This is a genomic window from Pseudomonas sp. FSL R10-2964, assembly GCF_009600035.1.
GTDB classification, from domain to species: Bacteria; Pseudomonadota; Gammaproteobacteria; order Pseudomonadales; family Pseudomonadaceae; genus Aquipseudomonas; species Aquipseudomonas bubulae.
The window spans coordinates 25,253-42,286 of sequence record NZ_WIWH01000002.1 but is presented as its reverse complement, the minus strand read 5'-3'; the positions used below and the strand labels follow the sequence as shown (position 1 = coordinate 42,286).

Sequence of the window (17,034 nt, the reverse complement as noted above, 5' to 3'; positions counted from 1 at the left end):
TATGCAGCATTCAGGTGTGATAGCTGCAGGGCATTGTGCTGTTAACCATCAGACCATTCTTGGGACCGTGAAGCGAAACTCGCTGCCTTCTCCCGGTGTACTTTCGGCCAGTAGCTGGCCGCCATGGGCCTTGATGATGCCCTGGGAAATGTACAGCCCCAGGCCCGTGCCCAGCGCGTTGCCTTCTTTAGCCGTCCAGTAGCGGTCGAAGATATGTGGCAGCTGTTCGGGGGCTATGCCCTTGCCCGAATCTCGCACGCTGAACACGATATCGTCCCCGTTGGACATGGCTGCTACGCCGATCTTGCCCTGTGCGGGGGTGAACTTGATCGCATTGCCGATCAGGTTGGAAAGCACCTGGAACAGGCGTTCGGGGTCGGCGCTGATTTTCAGGTCGGGCTCGGCGTGGAAAGTCAGTTCCACGGCCTTGTCCAGCGCCAGCGGCGCGAGCAACGACAGTGCCTCTTCAAAAATCTGGCTGACTTCCAGTGGCTGCGGGCTGATGGTGTAGCGACCGGCTTCGATTTTCGAGGTGTCGAGCAAATCGTCGAGCAGCACGTTCATGCGGCTGCTGGCCTGCTGCATGGTGTCGATGGCCGAGGTGATGCGTCGCGATGTGTGCGGGCCGTCGCTACTGAAGGCCTTTTGCATCATGCCGCAGAGCATCGAGATAATGGTCATGGGGTTGCGCAGGTCGTGGGAGACCACCGCCACCAGCTCGTCGCGTGCGCGCACGGCCTGTTGCTCGCGCAGCACCTGGCGCGACAGGTCGTTTTCCAGGGCCGAGCGGCGCAGGTCATTGGCAGCAAACAGATCGCCGTGGCTCCATTTGCTGGAGATGCCGTCCATCTCGACTTTCCAGATTTCGAACGAGGTGCGCGGGCTCAGGCGCAGGCCGTTGCTGCCGGCTTCCAGGTTCAGCGGTTTATTGGGGTCGCCGCTCCACTGGATGCTTTCTTTGACTTCGCGGCGAAACCACAGCACGGCGTTGTCCACGGGCTTGGGCAGGGTCATGGCCAGCAGGCCGCTGGCGATGTCCTTGTACTGTGCTGCCGGGGCGTGCAGGGTGCTGAGGTTGTGGCTGGAGAAGACTGGCTGGCCGCTGTCCTTGAACCATTGGTACAGCGCGCGAGTGTCTTCCGGGGAGGGGCACTGACCATAACGGTGCAGCACCTTGTCTTCCAGAATCGCCACGCCGCTGGCGCCAGTCAGATCCATCAAGGCTTCGGGCATTTGTGCCAGGCCTTCAAACACGGCTGCGGTGCTTTGCACCATGGCGGCGTTGAGGCGCACCAGGGCATCCATCTTGGCTTCGCGCTGACGGCTGATTTCCAGGGTTTGCAGGGCGCTGATCTGCAGGGACAGCACCTGACCGATGGTCTGGCAGGCCATGCGCAGTTCATGGGGGACATGCAGCGTCTGGCGATGCCCGCAACTGATGAGTCCCCACAGGCGCTCGCCATCCATCAGCGAGATGCTCATGGACGACAGCACGCCCATGTTCTTCATGTACTGGCAGTGAATCGGAGACACGCTGCGCAATACGGCCCCGCTCAGATCCAGTGCCTCGCCGGTGTCCGGGCGCAATGTGGGAATCAGCGGTACGGGTTGGTAATCGGCGTTCGGAATAATGCGCAGCCAGTGGGTGCGGTACAGCTCGCGGGCTTGTTCAGGGATGTCGGAGGCAGGGAAAAACATGCCGTTGAACAATTCCATCGCTGGCGAGGAGGCTTCCGCGATGACCTGGCCGTGGCCTTCATCCTGAAAACGGTAGATCAGAACCCGGTCGTAGTCCGTCAGTGCCTGGATCTCGCGCACGCAGATTTCATACAGTGCGGTGAGGGTCTTGGCCCCTTGCAGGCGTTGCAGCATACGGCTCAGGTTGCGCACCTTGCCCATGGTGCTGTGAATTTCTGAGTCATCGGGTTTGAGTTCCAGCTCCAGAACCAGAATGCCCTGGTCACGGTGCAGCAGGCCTTCGTATTCACGCCCCAGCAGGTTCAGGGCCAAAGGCGGAGCATCGGCCAGCGTGGTGTAGACGGCGGCCTGCTGCACTGCGTTGGCGGCTTCGGAGCCGCTGAGGGCGGCCAGTGGCAGGCCCAGCAGTGATTCGGCACTGACGCCGAACAGGGTCAGCACATTGGCACTGACCTGCTGGATCTGCAGCCCCGGCTCCGTCAGTGTCACGAGCAGGCCGTGGGGCTGGATCGCCCCGGGAAAGCGAATGGGTTCATCAGCACAATTGGCCAGCAAGCGTTCAAAGGCTTGAGGGTCCTGTGGGGTCATAATAAAACCTCCTGACGTTCGAGCCAGTGCTCGAAACAGCTAAATGTTGAGCTGGCAGCCTGTACGGCCTGGTCTCGCGCTCGGGCGTCCAGGGGCACGCTGCCCAGAAACTCCAGGAATGCCTTCCATTGCCGCCCGGTGGCCTCGCCGTACACGTAAAGGAAAGCGCAGCCGTTGTGTCCCTCCAGGCCCAGTCGTTGCGACATCTGCTTGCGCAGCACGTTGCCGCCCAGAGTGGCGCCTTCCAGCACATACAACACACCCAGTACGCAGGCGGGGCTGTGCAATGCCGGAAGGGTTTCGCACAGTGCAAGCGACTGGATGCTGACCCCCAGGGCCTGCAGATCCCGACGCAGCGCGGGTGTTTTGAGTCGTGCCTGCAGGTCGAAATCGTGGGTCATCCAGGGGCTGTGTTGTAGTCGCTCCTCCAGCTCGTGATAGAAGCCGTAGTAAGCGCTCAACAGGCGCGTGTAGCGTTCAAGGTCGAGTGTATTGCTGAAGAACGGCAGGCGTTTTTCAAGGGCTACATGGCGTGTATGAGTGCCAGCGCGTAGCTCGTGCAGAACGGGCGATACCGCTGATAAAGGTTGGTCTTCTGACATGCCTTGTAAGACGGCTCTCTGTGTGGCGCGTGAATTAGGCGCTCATAACTGTAGGAGGTCATGGTAATAAAAAAGTGCAATTATTTTGCTACAAAACCGGGCAGAACAGTGGTTGTTTGAGTGCGCCCAGGCTCGACTTTTCCCCGTAGCAGGATGCTTATTGGGTAGGCTCAATTCGTGACGCGCTGCGTCACAGCTTCTAAGGTTTGCAATGGCGAGGATGTGTATCGCAGGTCGGATACATTTAGGCCATTCCCGAATTCAGCTCTCTTGGCTTAGATCGGGGTTGGTTTTTCGTAGGAAGCGTCTTAAATGTAAAGATGAAAATTACCGGTTCAATGTGAGGTGCTTATGCTCGAATTACGCCCCAATTGCGAATGCTGTGATTGCGATTTGCCGCCAGATTCAGCACAAGCGCGGATTTGCTCATTCGAGTGCACCTTTTGTGCGACGTGTACGGAGCAGCATCTAGGTGGTCTTTGCCCCAATTGCGGGGGCGAGCTGTTGGTCCGGCCGCGTAGACCGGTGAGCAAGTTGGCGAGCAATCCGCCGTCCAGTGAGCGGGTGTACAAACCTGAAGGCTGTGCTGCGCGTTGATTTTAAAGCCCCTCACCCTGGCTCTCTCCCGAGGGAGAGGGTGCTTTTACAGAGACTGTCTGCCCCGGGACATCCCCGTTCAATTCCCCGCGTTGCAACCACTGCAAGGCAATCGGCCATAGGCTGTCCTGAAAGCGGCTATGGAAAAACGCGAAATGACCTATGGCTGTTTCGCCAATGTCTTGCGGCTGGATACGCAGATGCGTACGCGAGCTGGCACTGAAGTAGTTCAGCAGGCGTTCGATGGCCGCGACAGTACCAAAAGGATCGTCAGTGAAGCTGATGGCGAGGGTTTTGGCCGTAACCGAGCAAAAGGGCAGGGCAGCGAAGCTTCGGGCGCTGGGGAGTTTTTCGTAGCGGGTACTGAAGGCGCCCCAGTCCTTGACCACCCCCGCCGGGGTATCTTCGAGCCAGCCCAGGCGCTTGCCGGGGAAGTAGCCGCACATGCGGGTCAGCAACGGCATGACCCCGTGCCATTTGGCGAGCATCTGCCAGCGCTGTGCGGGTGCGTAGTCGCGCCAGTGGGCATATTGCGCGCCGACTGTGACCAAATGGCGAATCGCCGGCCCGGAAGCCGCCAGGCCCGCCGCACAACCGCCAAAGCTATGGCCCACCACGTCGATCGGCTGGCCGGGGTACTCGCGCAGTGCGCGCTTGAGCACCGCTTCTGCGTCCAGCGTGCCCCAGTCCGACCAGGAGGCCGTAAAACCGCGCAACGATCCGCTGCGTGAGGCGCCGATGCCGCGGTAGTCGAACAGCATCACGTCCATGCCCTTGCGGAACAGGTATTCGGCAAACCGCGAGTAATACTGGCAACGCACCGAGGTGGCGGCGTTGATGATGATCACTGCTCGCGTGCTGTCCGGTATGCGCTGGCGCCATTCGAAACCGCCCAGCAGGTAACCGTCAGCAGCAGGCTCGGTGAACGCCCGGCTGACAGGTTCGGGCAGGGCTGCTGTCAGTGTGCGCTCCGGGCGTTGCGTTCTGTCAGCAGGCGCGAAGCTTCGACGTAGGCTTTCTGGAATGCCGGGGTTTCGATCCAGGCCACGGCGCTGTCTTCATCATCGCCATGTACGGCAATGCGGTATTCGATCAGCAAGCCCATCAGAAAATCGGTGGCCGGCTCTTCCTCTTCTTCCGAGATCACCAGTTCCAGTACCGGGTACTGCAGGAATACCGCACACAGGGTTTGCAGGTTGATGGCTTCGGCGGCTTTCATGGCCTGGAACAGGTCATCGTAGTCAGCGGGGTCAAAACCGTTGTCTAGGATGTCCTGGAAGTTGAAGGTGCTGAGGTCGATTTTCACGTCATCGAACGGGTTGTCGATCAGGGCGCCAGCCGAGGCTTTGGCCGGTTTGCCCACGCGATTCTGCTTGGCCTTGGTTTTGGCCCGCTGCGCGTTTTTTTGCTGCTTTTTTGGCGATGACATGAAGGTGTGTCCTTTGCAGGCTGATGAGAGGATTGAACCCCATCTCTTTGCAATCGCCAAGAGAGGTGGCGCCGCCGGGTATAAATAACGGCCAAAAAAAAACCCGCACTAGGCGGGTTTTCTTTGTTTTGGCGTGGTGTGAACACCACATCAAAACTGAATGTGGTGCCCAGAGACGGAATCGAACCGCCGACACGGGGATTTTCAATCCCCTGCTCTACCGACTGAGCTATCTGGGCAACGGGGCGCATTAGAAGCCTTTTTCGATAACCCGTCAAACACTTTTTTGAAAAATATTTAATTATTACCGTCGCTTACGGATCAAAGCCTTTAAAACCGGGGTTTATTCGGTTGGCGGAACGTAGCCTTCGGCTTGTGCGTATTCCTCGCCGCTGAAGAACTTGTCCATTTCGCCCTGCAAATATTTACGGTCTTCGGCGTTCATCATGTTCAAGCGCTTTTCGTTGATGAGCAGGGTCTGGTGTTTTTGCCAGTCAGCCCAGGCTTTGGCCGAAACGTGGTCAAAAATGTCCTGGCCTTTGGCGCCCGGAAACGGAGCGCGCTCAAGGGCAGGCAGTTCTTCTTTGTACTTGCGGCAAATGATGGTGCGGGTCATGACGTCTCTCCAGCGTTCAATAGGTCGGCTGCGCGTTTGAGCAGCTTCTTGACCGGGGCGGCAAGGCCCAGGCGCGGCGGGGTGGCGAGGTTATACCAGAGCCAGTCGGCCTCGGCCACGTGATGGCCGGACTCCTTGACGTGGATCAGCCAGGGTTCGATGGCCAGTTGGAAATGGCTAAAGGTATGGGTCAGGCCGGTCAGTTCGTGTTGCGCGCCCAGGGCCAGCGAGTGTTGCAGCGCCAGATGCTCGATGTCCTGCAGGTCATCGAGCTCGGGCAGGCTCCACAGGCCGCCCCACAAGCCGGTCGACGGACGGCGGTAAAGCAGGATTTCGCCCCCGGCATTGGCCAGCATTGGCATCAGCGTGCGCTTTTGCGGGATGACTTTGCGCGGTTTGGGGATCGGATAGCGGGTTTCCAGGCCCAGCAAGTGCGCTTCACAGCCGCTTTCAAGCGGGCACAACAGGCAGCTGGGCTTGCTGCGGGTGCAGAGCGTGGCGCCCATGTCCATCATCGCCTGGGTGTAGGCGTTGACGCGGTCGTGGGGGGTGAAGCGCTCGGCAGTGGCCCACAGTTGTTTGGCCACCTTGGGCTCGCCGGGGTAGCCCTCTTGCGCCGTGTAGCGCGCCAGTACCCGCTTGACGTTGCCGTCCAGAATCGGTGCCCGCAGACCCATGCTCAGGCTGGCAATCGCACCGGCTGTGGATAAACCGATACCGGGTAACTCGACCAGTTTTTCCACATCCCGCGGAAATTGGCCGTCATATTCGGCGACAACAATTTTGGCGGTCTTTTGCAGGTTGCGCGCACGGGTGTAGTAGCCCAGGCCGGTCCACAGGTGCAGTACTTCGTCTTCCGGTGCAGCGGCCAGGGCCTCGACCGTCGGCAGTGAAGCCATAAAACGGTCGAAGTAGTTCAGCACGGTACTGACCTGGGTTTGCTGCAGCATGATTTCCGAGACCCATACCCGATACGGGGTGATGCCCTGTTGCCAGGGCAGGTCGTGGCGACCGTGCTGGTCATACCAGTCCAGCACCGCGGTTGAAAACTGCTCATCTCTCATCGGTTGAACAGCCCTTTGAGCGCGTTCTTGAGCTCGGGGCTGACCTTGTCACCGAGCTTTTCTTCGAGTTTGTCAGTGAGCTTGTTGCCCGCCACTTTGGCGGCAACCTTGCCCAGCCCTTCCTTGTCCAGACGGCAGGCCTTGGCCCCCAGCTCCAGCGGGCCACGGCAGCGTAATGGCAGTTCGATGCCGACAAAGTTCTTGCCGACCTGGCAGGCCGGATCGGGCATGGCGCGGGTGTCGCCTTCGATGATGATGCCGATGCGGTAATCCATGCCCAGTACGCGCAGGTCGATGTCGCCATCGCCTTTGACGCTCAGGCCGGGAATGCGCACGATCATGTCCGGGTTGCTGGCCACGCCGTTGCGGAACACCAGGGTGCCCTTGAGCTCCTTGAATGGCGTGTCTTTGCCCAGGGGTGTGCCGCTCAGGGTTTTGCGGTTGAGTACCGAAATACCCTTGCACAGCTGTTGCTCAAGGTTGGCGTTGAGCAGCACACCATCATTAAGCATAAAGCTGGCGGTGCCGTTGAGGCTGGAAATCAGCTCGCTCTGGCTGTTGCCGCTGCCAGTGACGTTGCTGTTGAGGGTTAGCAGACCGGTCACCGGTGGTTTTTGCCCCTGGCTTTGCAGGATTTTATCCACCGGCACATTGGTAATGCGGGTCTGCAGTTTGACCACCGGTAGCATGGGTTGTACGTCCAGGCTGCCATTGGCGGCAAAGCTGCCTTTGTAAAGGTTACCGCTGAGGTTTTCCAGGGTCAGGACACCGGCTTTGCTGTTGGCCTTGAGCACCGCGTTTTGTATCGGCAGTTTGCTCAGGGTCAGTTGGCCAAAGCTGATATCAGCATTCAGGTCGAGCGCCTTGAGGCGGGTGACCGGAATGATCCTGGCGGTGCTCCAGCCGCTTTTGGTCGGAGCCTCCGGCAGCGGCGTGTCGCCCGATGCGGCCAGGGCGCCGGCTTCGCTGCTCTGTACTTCAGCCTTGCGCGCAACGCTGGCGCTGCTGGCTTCGGCCGACTTGGGCGGCATGTAGCGATCAGCGTCGAATGTGTCGCCTTTGAGCTGAATACGTACGGCTTGTTTGGCGAAATCGTCAATGGCGACGAGGCCGGTGAAGGTGCTGTCGTCGACTTTCAGGTTCAGCTCGTCAAAGGTCACGCTGCTGGGCGTGCCCGAAAGGCGACTGACCAGTTCGACCTTGCTCAGGCTGTTCGGCGCCATGGCAGGTAGCGGGTGGCCGATGCTGTCGAGGAACCGGGCCAGATCAAGCTGGGCAATCGACAGGCCGCCACTGATTTGCGGAGTGGTATCGAGGCTGTTGGCCTTGAACTCACCCAGGGCGCGCAACTGGTTGGCTGAAATCTTCAGGCTGCTCCATTCGGCGACGTTCGCAGCCAGATCAACCAGAATTTGCCCCTGTGCGGCGAACGTCATGGTCTTGCCCTGCAGCGGCTCACCGGAGGCTTCGCCGGTGACCTTCATGTCTTCAAACTGATAGCGCTTGAGTACACGGTCAAAGCGCAACTTGCCGTCAACTTCGGTCTTGACCCGCATCACCGGCTGGTTGGTGCCCAGGAAGGCGGTCAGCTTGACCGGGATACTGGTAGCTTCGTGAACCGGGCCGGTGCTCAGCTGGATGCTCTCGGCGCTGAACTGCTTGCCGCTTTGCTCGTCGTTATATTCAACCCGGGCGTTGTTCACGGTCAGGCTGTCGATATCGAGCTTGAGGGGCTGGCCGGCGCTTTCAGGCTTGTTGCTCGCAGCGGGCTCGGTGCCGGTGGTTGGCGCGGCGGCGGTGGCCGGCTTGCCGATGTCCTGCCAATTGCCGTGGCCGTCCTTGTCGCGGGTCAGGCGCAGGTTCAGGCCTTCGACGCGCACGTCGCTCATCTGCACTTCTTTGCGCAGCAGCGGCAGTACGCGCACGGACAGACCGAGCATCTGAAGATCGGCGAAAGGCTGGGTCGGCGCTGCGAGAGTGGCAACGCTGGCGTCGTGCAGTTCCAGGCCAAGCCAGGGGAAGAGGCTCCAGCCGATGTCGCCATTGAGGGTCAGCTCAATGTGGGCTTTGTCACGGGCTATCTGGCGGATCTCGTCTTTATAGTCGTTGGGATCGAACAGATGGCTGAGGGCAAAGCCCAGGGCCACGATGATCAGCAACAATCCGAGAAGCACCAGACCCAGGATTTTGCCGAACGCTTTCATGGGCGAGTCCTTGTAAGTCTGTGTGAGAGTAAGTTTTAAATTCAGCCGCAGAGTATAGCGCCACGCGCACGCCGACTGGGGGGTGGATAGTAGCGGATCAGTTGCTCGGCCAAAGACCACATCAGGTTAGGGCCAGGCTGGCGATCAAATGGTAATCTTCGCTTGTTTTTCGGGCCTTCTGCGGCACATTGCCGCGTCTCGATCCAATAAAAACGACTGTGTGCCACAGAGCGCCAAAGTCAGGGAGCGAGCGTGCCGGGGAAATAACTTCATTACCTGGGGGAAACACCTATGAATATCAGCATTGCTGCGGGCAGTTCTGCTTCGCCGCCTGCGTTCCTGTCCAAGGAGCGCATCATCGCCAAACCCGGCTTCAACCGCTGGCTGGTGCCGCCAGCTGCTCTGGCCATCCATCTGTGCATCGGCATGGCCTATGGCTTTTCGGTGTTCTGGCTGCCGTTGTCCAAAGCCCTGGGCGTGACTGCACCTGTGGCTTGTGCGCCAGACATGAGCTTTATCGCGCAAGTGTTCTCGTCGCAATGCGACTGGCCGATTTCGATGCTCGGCTGGATCTACACCCTGTTCTTTATCTTCCTCGGTTGCTCGGCCGCGGTATGGGGCGGCTGGCTTGAGCATGCCGGGCCTCGCAAGGCCGGTGTGGTGTCGGCCTTGTGCTGGTGCGGCGGTTTGCTGATTTCTGCATTGGGTATTTATACCCATCAGATCTGGCTGATGTGGCTGGGTTCTGGGGTTATCGGCGGTATCGGCCTGGGGCTGGGTTATATCTCGCCGGTGTCGACACTGATCAAGTGGTTCCCGGACAAGCGCGGCATGGCTACGGGCATGGCGATCATGGGCTTTGGGGGCGGGGCAATGGTGGGCGCACCGTTGGCTGCGGCGCTGATGAACCATTTTGCCGGGTCGGAAGGCGTGGGGGTGTGGCAGAGCTTTGTGGCCATGGCGGCGATTTACTTTGTGTTCATGATTGGCGGCGCGTTGTCGTACCGCGTTCCACCCACCGGCTGGAAGCCCGAGGGCTGGAAGGCGCCGGCAAAAAAAGCGGCCAACGCGATGATCACCCAGCGCCATGTACACGTAAGTGTGGCGTGGAAAACTCCGCAATTTGCGCTGGTATGGCTGGTTCTATGCCTTAACGTATCGGCCGGTATCGGCATTTTGGGCATGGCCTCGCCATTGCTGCAGGAAGTCTTCGCGGGCAAGTTGCTGGGCAATGATCTGACCTTCAGCCAGCTGGATGCAGCGCAGCTGGCGCAGATCGCCGCGATTGCAGCAGGGTTCACCGGTTTGCTGAGTCTGTTCAATATTGGCGGGCGGTTTTTCTGGGCATCGTTCTCGGATTACCTGGGCCGCAAAAACACCTACTTTGTGTTCTTCGCCCTGGGTTTTGCGCTGTACGCGATGATTCCGAACCTGGGCCATCTGGGCAACGTATCGCTGTTCGTGGCGGCGTTCTGCATCATTCTGTCGATGTACGGCGGCGGGTTTGCCACAGTGCCAGCGTATCTGGCCGATCTGTTCGGTACGCAGATGGTCGGCGCGATCCACGGTCGCCTGCTGACCGCCTGGGCGGCTGCGGGCGTGCTGGGGCCGGTGCTGGTCAACTACCTGCGCGAGTATCAGTTGAGCATCGGGGTGGAGCGTGCGGCGGCGTATGACATCACCTTGTACATCCTCGCCGGTCTGCTGGTGTTGGGCTTTATCTGCAACCTGCTGGTACGCCCGGTGGCCGACAAATACTTCATGACCGACGCCGAGCTGGCCGCCGAGCAGGCACTGGGGCACGACAAGGGCGCGGACGCCAGTACGTCGCTGGAGTGGAAAGCCGCACCGGGCAGTCAGCCATTGGTGATTGCAGCCTGGCTGGCCGTGGGCATCCCCTTGTTGTGGGGCGTGTGGGTAACGGTGCAGAAGACCGCGGTGTTGTTTCACTGATTGATGTGTTGAGTCAGCGCTGACGCCATCGCGAGCAAGCCCGCTCCCACAGACGGATTGCGTCTCTGTGGGAGCGGGCTTGCTCGCGATTCAGGCGGCGCGGCCTGTGCGTCAACGCGCATTACGTCAGCCACCGCACCCTTAATGTTTCTGTTTGCCTGACCCGTGCCTATAATGGCCACCTTTTTCGCCCAATGATTTTGCGGAGCTGGTGATGGCCGAACGTAAGGCGTCAGTCGAGCGCGATACTCTGGAAACCCAGATTAAAGCCTCGATCAACTTGGATGGTACCGGTAAGGCCCGATTCGATATCGGTGTTCCTTTTCTTGAGCACATGCTCGACCAGATCGCCCGACATGGGTTGATCGACCTGGACATCGAGTGCAAAGGCGACCTGCATATCGACGATCACCATACCGTCGAAGATGTCGGCATTACCCTGGGTAAAGCCTTCAGCGAAGCAGTCGGCGATAAAAAAGGCATGACCCGCTACGGTCACGCTTACGTCCCGCTGGACGAAGCGCTGTCCCGTGTAGTCATCGACTTTTCCGGTCGTCCTGGTCTGCAAATGCATGTTCCCTACACCCGCGCCACCGTCGGCGGCTTCGATGTTGACCTGTTTCAGGAGTTCTTCCAGGGCTTCGTGAACCACGCCAATGTCAGCCTGCACATCGACAACCTGCGCGGCACCAACACCCACCACCAGATCGAAACCGTGTTCAAGGCTTTCGGCCGCGCCCTGCGCATGGCCGTGGCGCTGGATGAGCGCATGGCCGGGCAAATGCCTTCTACCAAGGGCGTGCTCTGATGCAGACAGTGGCGGTAATCGATTACGGCATGGGTAACCTGCACTCGGTGGCCAAGGCGCTGGAGCACGTTGGCGCCGGTCGGGTGCTGATTACCAGCGATGCCAGCGTGATTCGCGAAGCCGACCGCGTAGTGTTCCCGGGTGTGGGTGCGATCCGCGATTGCATGGCCGAAATCCGTCGCCTGGGTTTTGACTCGCTGGTGCGTGAAGTCAGTCAGGATCGTCCGTTTCTCGGTATTTGTGTCGGCATGCAAGCCTTGCTCGACAGCAGCGAAGAGAACGGCGGTGTTGATTGCATCGGCCTGTTCCCGGGCGCCGTGAAGTTCTTCGGCAAGGACCTGCACGAAGACGGCGAGCATCTCAAGGTGCCGCACATGGGCTGGAACGAAGTGCAGCAAAAAGTGGATCACCCGCTGTGGCACGGCATCCCCGACCTGGCGCGTTTCTACTTTGTACACAGCTACTACATTGCGGCGGGCAATCCTCGCCAGGTAGTCGGTGGCGGGCATTACGGCGTCGATTTCGCCGCAGCGCTGGCCGAGGGCTCGCGCTTCGCGGTGCAGTTCCACCCGGAAAAAAGCCATACCCACGGCTTGCAGCTGCTGGAAAACTTTGCGGCCTGGGATGGCCGCTGGTAATGGCGCCGCGCAAAAAGCCGCCGATTCTCACGCTCACCCCTGAGCAAGAGAACGAAGCCAACAGCAAGATCAAACGCTTTATGGAAGACCGCTTCGAACTGGACCTGGGTTCGTTCGAGGCGGCTGAAATCCTTGAGCTGTTCACCCGCGAAATCGCCCCGCATTACTACAATCGGGCGATTTTCGATGTGCAGGCGCACCTCAAAGAGAGGTTCGAGAGCATCGAAAGCGACCTGTGGGCGCTCGAGAAGAACTGATTTCCGAGTCTCAGACTCCCGAATTTGAAGGTTTGCCACATGCTGATTATTCCCGCTATCGATCTTAAAGACGGTGCCTGTGTACGTCTGCGCCAGGGCCGCATGGAAGACTCCACGGTATTTTCCGATGACCCGGTGAGCATGGCTGCCAAATGGGTAGAGGGCGGTTGCCGCCGTCTGCACCTGGTCGACCTCAACGGCGCCTTTGAAGGCCAGCCGGTCAACGGCGAAGTGGTCACTGCCATTGCCAAGCTGTACCCGCACCTGCCGATCCAGATCGGCGGCGGGATTCGCTCCCTGGAAACCATCGAGCATTACGTCAAGGCGGGCGTGAGCTATGTGATCCTGGGCACCAAGGCAGTGAAAAACCCTGAGTTCGTGGCCGAGGCCTGCCGCGCGTTCCCGGGCAAGATCATTGTCGGCATGGATGCAAAAGACGGCTTTGTGGCCACTGACGGCTGGGCTGAAGTGAGCACCGTGCAGGTCATCGACCTGGCCAAACGATTTGAAGCAGACGGTGTGTCGGCCATCGTTTATACCGACATTGCCAAGGACGGCATGATGCAGGGCTGCAACGTGAGCTACACCGCCGCATTGGCCGCTGCCACCAGCATTCCGGTGATCGCTTCGGGCGGCATCCACAACCTGGGTGACATCAAGGCCCTGATGGACGCCAAGGCACCGGGCATCGTGGGCGCCATTACCGGTCGCGCCATCTATGAAGGCACGCTGGATGTGGCCGAGGCGCAAGCCTTCTGCGACAGCTACAAGGCCTGAGGAGAGACCCATGGCGCTGGCCAAACGCATCATCCCTTGCCTGGACGTGGATAACGGCCGGGTCGTAAAGGGCGTCAAGTTCGAGAACATTCGCGATGCCGGCGACCCGGTAGAGATCGCCCGTCGTTACGATGAGCAGGGTGCTGACGAGATTACCTTTCTCGATATCACTGCCAGCGTCGATGGGCGCGACACCACGCTGCATACAGTCGAACGCATGGCCAGTCAGGTGTTTATCCCGTTGACCGTAGGTGGCGGGGTGCGCTGCATCCAGGACATACGCAACCTGCTCAATGCCGGTGCCGACAAAGTCTCGATCAATACCGCAGCGGTGTTTAACCCGGAGTTTGTGGGCGAAGCGGCGCAACATTTTGGCTCGCAGTGCATTGTGGTCGCCATTGATGCCAAGAAAGTCTCCTTGCCGGGCGAAACCCCGCGCTGGGAAATTTTCACCCACGGCGGGCGCAAGCCAACCGGGCTCGACGCGGTCGAGTGGGCCATGAAGATGGAAGGCCTGGGCGCCGGCGAAATCCTGTTGACCAGCATGGATCAGGACGGCATGAAAAACGGCTTCGATCTGGGGGTTACCCGCGCAATCAGTGATGCACTGGGCATTCCGGTGATTGCCTCGGGCGGTGTCGGTAACCTCCAGCATCTGGCTGACGGCATTCTGGAAGGTCACGCCAGTGCAGTGCTGGCGGCGAGTATTTTCCACTTTGGTGAATACACGGTGCCAGAGGCCAAGGCGTACATGGCAGAGCGCGGAATCGTGGTTCGCTAAGGCCAAAGGCTACTGGACAGCATGGCGTGCCCACGGCACTCTTGAGCACGCCATGGATTCAGGTCGCCTGTCATGTTTAAACGCTTTGTGCCTATTCTCGTCAGTTCCACCATGTGGCTGGCGAGTACCGCTTTTGCGGCTGATACGTCGAACTCATCGATCGTGTTACTGACTGAAAACTTCCCGCCGTACAACATGGCCAAAAACGGCAAGAATTTTGCGCAGAACGATAATATTGAAGGTATCGCCGTCGATATTCTGCGTGAAACCTTCAAACGTGCCGGCATCCCCTACAGCATGACCCTGCGTTTCCCTTGGGAGCGTATCTACCACCTTGCCCTCGAAAAACCCGGATACGGTGTGTTTGTCACCGCCCGCGTGCCCGAGCGTGAAAAGCTGTTCAAGTGGGTCGGCCCTATTGGTCCTGATGACTGGGTGTTGCTGGCCCGAGGGGATAGCCCGATTACCCTGACGTCCCTCGAACAGGCCCGCCAGTATCGTGTGGGTGCTTACAAGGGCGACGCCATTGCCTTGTCCCTAGAGAAGCAGGGGCTGGCGCCGGTGATTGTGCTGCGCGATCAGGACAACGCCCGCAAGTTGCAGGCCGGGCAAATCGACTTGTGGGCCACAGGTGCTCCAGCTGGCCAATTTTTGGCACGTCAGGTAGGGATTTCAGGGTTCAAGACGGTGTTGCGTTTCAATCAGGCCGAGCTGTTTTTGGCGTTGAACAAAGACGTGCCGGACGAGGTGGTGAGCAAGTTGCAGAAGGCGCTGGATGAGTTAAAGGCAGAAGGCGTGGATGAGAAAATCCGCGCAAAGTACCTGTAACACACAGAGCGTGTAGCCGCTGACGAGGAACGAAGGCTGCGCTCCTCAGCGGCTACAAATGGCACGGGTCTCAGCGATAAACCCCATCCTTCCCATGCCCGGCCATCGCCTTGTTGCTGCGCACGCCGATCATTTGCCTGATATCGATCCAGTCAATGCCCTGGGCCTTGAGCTTGGGCAGCTCCCGTTCAAGCACGGCGAGGGTTTGCGGGTAGGGATGGCCGATCATCACCGCCGAACCTTGCTTGCGCGCCAGATTGATCGCGGTGTGCAGTTGTGTGGTGATCGCCTGCTCGGTGCGTACGTCATCGAGAAACACATCCCGCGAAACACTGGCCAGGCCGATTTTTTGCGCCTCGGCCGCCGCGACCGTCTGCGCGCTGGTGCGGCTGTCGACAAAGAATTTGTGACGTTGCTGCAAGTTGCCCATCAGCCAGGCCATCGCTTGTGGCTGGGAGGTCATGCGGCTGCCCATGTGGTTGTTGATACCGCTGGTGTAGGGCACTGCCTTGAACGCGGCGTTGAGGCGCTTTTCAAGTTCGTCGACAGGCAGGTCCGGGTGCCAGGCAAAGGGCCCGGTGGCCGGGTCCATTGGCATGTGCAAAATGACGATCTTGCCGGCCTTGTGGGCTTCGCGGGCAAATTCGGCAGCATGGGGGGTGTCGGGCATCACGGCGGTGGTGACCGGGCCGGGCAGCGCCAGCACGCGGCGGTCCCGGGGCAGGTTTTGCCCAAGGTCATCGATAATCAGGCTCAGGTAAGCCTTGTGCGGTGTGGCGGGCGCGCTGACCGGTGCCGCGTGGGCGGTACCGGTCAGGCAGCAGAGCAGGATGAGGGCCAGGGAAAGACGCACCTCAGTTGCCGCGTGTGATGCTCAAGCCTTTAAGCAGGCTCAGGGCCTGGCTCAGCTGGAAGTCATCGTCCTGGGGCATCGGCTTGGCTTTGGGGCCGGAGCCGGTCGGCTTGTCGGCACCGCCGTTACCATTGCCGAGGTGACCTTGCAGGTCGGCCTCTTTGTAGTACTCGGTGTCTTGCTCGCGGGTGATCCTGGCGCGGCTGACTTCGATGTCCGGAACAATGCCCTGGGCCTGGATCGAGCGCCCGTTCGGAGTGAAGTACAGCGCTGTGGTGATCTTCAGCGCGCGGTCATTGTTCAACGGCAGTACGGTTTGCACCGAGCCCTTACCGAAGCTGGTGGTGCCCATCACCACACCACGCTTCTGATCCTGCAAGGCACCGGCGACGATCTCTGACGCCGAGGCGCTGCCGCCGTTGATCAGTACCACCAATGGCACGCCTTCGCTCAGATCCTTGCCGGTAGCCGAGAAACGCAGCTCAGAGTTGGCGATACGGCCCTTGGTATAGACGATCAGACCTTTGGTGATGAAATGGTCTACCACTTCAACTGCCGACTGCAGCACGCCGCCCGGGTTGTTGCGCAGGTCAAGGATGATGCCCTTGAGGCGCTTGTTGCCGTTTTCCCTGCGCAGTTTGGACAGCGCAGCGGCCACTTCTTCGCCAGTCTTGACCTGGAACTGGGTAATGCGGATGTAGCCGTAGCCGTCTTCAAGCAGCTGGGCCTTGACGCTCTTGACCTGGATATTGGCCCGGGTCAGGGTTACGTCAAACGGTGCGCCACCGTTGCGTACCAGGGTCAAAGTGATTTTCTGACCGATCTTGCCGCGCATTTTGTCTACGGCCTCGGTCATGCTCAGGCCACGGGTGGGCTGACCATTGATCTTGACGATTAAGTCACCGGCCTGGATGCCGGCTTTGCTGGCAGGGGTGTCGTCGATTGGTGAGACGATCTTGATGTTGCCGTCTTCAGTGCCGACTTCAATGCCCAACCCGCCAAATTCGCCGCTGGTGCTTTCCTGCAGCTCGGCGAAATCTTCCGGCCCCAGATAGGCAGAATGCGGGTCGAGGTTGCTGAGCATGCCCTTAATGGCATTCTCCAGCAGGGTTTTGTCGTCTACCGGCTCAACATAGGCGGCCTTGATCCGATCCATGACCTCGGCAAATGTGCGCAGCTCTTCCAGAGGCAGCGGTGCCTTGGCGCTGGTAGCAGCCCCGGCTGGCGGAATGCTCGGCTCGGCAGCAAATGCCAATGGCGAGCCGATCAGCAGAGCGATCGTCAGGGCCAGCGAGTTGAGGCGGGACAAATGCGGCATGTTGAGCGAACTCCTACGTATTA

The 17,034-nt window shown here is 59.7% G+C and carries 17 protein-coding genes and 1 tRNA gene; 8 read left to right on the top strand and 10 right to left on the bottom strand.

What is annotated here, in order from left to right; translation table 11 throughout:
* Positions 1-48: 48 nt before the first annotated feature.
* Positions 49-2,286, bottom strand: coding sequence for an ATP-binding protein (locus GHN92_RS01690; RefSeq protein ID WP_153379184.1), 2,238 nt, complete (start codon positions 2,284-2,286; stop codon positions 49-51).
* The gene (locus GHN92_RS01685) at positions 2,283-2,888 is read right to left on the bottom strand and encodes a biliverdin-producing heme oxygenase (RefSeq protein ID WP_095000777.1); all 606 of its coding nucleotides are present in this window, start codon (positions 2,886-2,888) and stop codon (positions 2,283-2,285) included. Before GHN92_RS01685 ends, GHN92_RS01690 begins: the two co-directional genes overlap by 4 nt.
* Positions 2,889-3,239: 351 nt before the next feature.
* Between GHN92_RS01685 and GHN92_RS01680 the strand changes: the two genes are divergently transcribed.
* Complete coding sequence (locus GHN92_RS01680; protein WP_095000778.1) at positions 3,240-3,485, top strand: DUF1272 domain-containing protein; 246 nt, start codon at positions 3,240-3,242, stop codon at positions 3,483-3,485.
* A 2-nt stretch (positions 3,486-3,487) separates the two neighbouring features.
* On the opposite strand, the gene GHN92_RS01675 is transcribed toward GHN92_RS01680, so the two are convergent.
* From GHN92_RS01675 to GHN92_RS01650, 6 genes are all read right to left on the bottom strand, one after another.
* Positions 3,488-4,384 (bottom strand): alpha/beta fold hydrolase, encoded by an 897-nt coding sequence (locus tag GHN92_RS01675; RefSeq protein WP_150629291.1) that lies wholly within the window; start codon positions 4,382-4,384, stop codon positions 3,488-3,490.
* Positions 4,385-4,443: 59 nt separating this feature from the next.
* On the bottom strand, positions 4,444-4,914 hold the full coding sequence (locus tag GHN92_RS01670; RefSeq protein ID WP_095000780.1) for a hypothetical protein: 471 nt from the start codon (positions 4,912-4,914) through the stop codon (positions 4,444-4,446).
* 163 nt (positions 4,915-5,077) lie between these two features.
* Positions 5,078-5,153, bottom strand: a tRNA-Phe gene (locus GHN92_RS01665).
* Positions 5,154-5,257: 104 nt separating this feature from the next.
* Positions 5,258-5,530: an oxidative damage protection protein gene (locus GHN92_RS01660; RefSeq protein ID WP_003438557.1), complete on the bottom strand. Its 273-nt coding sequence runs from the start codon at positions 5,528-5,530 to the stop codon at positions 5,258-5,260.
* Positions 5,527-6,594 carry an A/G-specific adenine glycosylase gene (gene mutY / locus GHN92_RS01655; RefSeq protein WP_095000781.1) on the bottom strand — a complete coding sequence of 356 codons (1,068 nt, stop codon included), beginning with the start codon at positions 6,592-6,594 and terminating at the stop codon, positions 5,527-5,529. The genes GHN92_RS01660 and mutY overlap by 4 nt, the downstream gene beginning before the upstream one ends.
* Positions 6,591-8,798 carry an AsmA family protein gene (locus tag GHN92_RS01650; protein ID WP_153379182.1) on the bottom strand — a complete coding sequence of 736 codons (2,208 nt, stop codon included), beginning with the start codon at positions 8,796-8,798 and terminating at the stop codon, positions 6,591-6,593. Before GHN92_RS01650 ends, mutY begins: the two co-directional genes overlap by 4 nt.
* Positions 8,799-9,089: 291 nt before the next feature.
* Between GHN92_RS01650 and GHN92_RS01645 the strand changes: the two genes are divergently transcribed.
* The 7 genes from GHN92_RS01645 (at position 9,090) to GHN92_RS01615 (ending at position 14,840) form a co-directional block, all read left to right on the top strand.
* Positions 9,090-10,751 (top strand): OFA family MFS transporter, encoded by a 1,662-nt coding sequence (locus tag GHN92_RS01645; protein ID WP_153379180.1) that lies wholly within the window; start codon positions 9,090-9,092, stop codon positions 10,749-10,751.
* Positions 10,752-10,965: 214 nt separating this feature from the next.
* Positions 10,966-11,559 (top strand): imidazoleglycerol-phosphate dehydratase HisB, encoded by a 594-nt coding sequence (gene hisB / locus GHN92_RS01640; protein WP_016783108.1) that lies wholly within the window; start codon positions 10,966-10,968, stop codon positions 11,557-11,559.
* Positions 11,559-12,197 (top strand): imidazole glycerol phosphate synthase subunit HisH, encoded by a 639-nt coding sequence (hisH, locus tag GHN92_RS01635; protein ID WP_016783109.1) that lies wholly within the window; start codon positions 11,559-11,561, stop codon positions 12,195-12,197. Before hisB ends, hisH begins: the two co-directional genes overlap by 1 nt.
* Positions 12,197-12,454: a DUF2164 domain-containing protein gene (locus GHN92_RS01630; protein WP_095000784.1), complete on the top strand. Its 258-nt coding sequence runs from the start codon at positions 12,197-12,199 to the stop codon at positions 12,452-12,454. The genes hisH and GHN92_RS01630 overlap by 1 nt, the downstream gene beginning before the upstream one ends.
* A 39-nt stretch (positions 12,455-12,493) precedes the next feature.
* Positions 12,494-13,231, top strand: a complete 738-nt coding sequence (gene hisA / locus GHN92_RS01625) for a 1-(5-phosphoribosyl)-5-[(5-phosphoribosylamino)methylideneamino]imidazole-4-carboxamide isomerase (RefSeq protein ID WP_088378464.1) — start codon at positions 12,494-12,496, stop codon at positions 13,229-13,231.
* Positions 13,232-13,241: 10 nt separating this feature from the next.
* Positions 13,242-14,012 carry an imidazole glycerol phosphate synthase subunit HisF gene (gene hisF / locus GHN92_RS01620; RefSeq protein ID WP_048383956.1) on the top strand — a complete coding sequence of 257 codons (771 nt, stop codon included), beginning with the start codon at positions 13,242-13,244 and terminating at the stop codon, positions 14,010-14,012.
* 72 nt (positions 14,013-14,084) lie between these two features.
* A complete protein-coding gene (locus GHN92_RS01615; RefSeq protein WP_095000785.1) occupies positions 14,085-14,840 on the top strand; it encodes an ABC transporter substrate-binding protein in 756 nt (251 codons plus the stop codon).
* A gap of 70 nt (positions 14,841-14,910) precedes the next feature.
* Here the strand turns inward: GHN92_RS01615 and GHN92_RS01610 are convergent, their stop codons facing one another.
* Positions 14,911-15,693: a divergent polysaccharide deacetylase family protein gene (locus GHN92_RS01610; RefSeq protein WP_178102580.1), complete on the bottom strand. Its 783-nt coding sequence runs from the start codon at positions 15,691-15,693 to the stop codon at positions 14,911-14,913.
* 1 nt (position 15,694) lies between these two features.
* Positions 15,695-17,011 (bottom strand): S41 family peptidase, encoded by a 1,317-nt coding sequence (locus tag GHN92_RS01605; RefSeq protein ID WP_095000787.1) that lies wholly within the window; start codon positions 17,009-17,011, stop codon positions 15,695-15,697.
* Positions 17,012-17,034 lie beyond the last annotated feature (23 nt).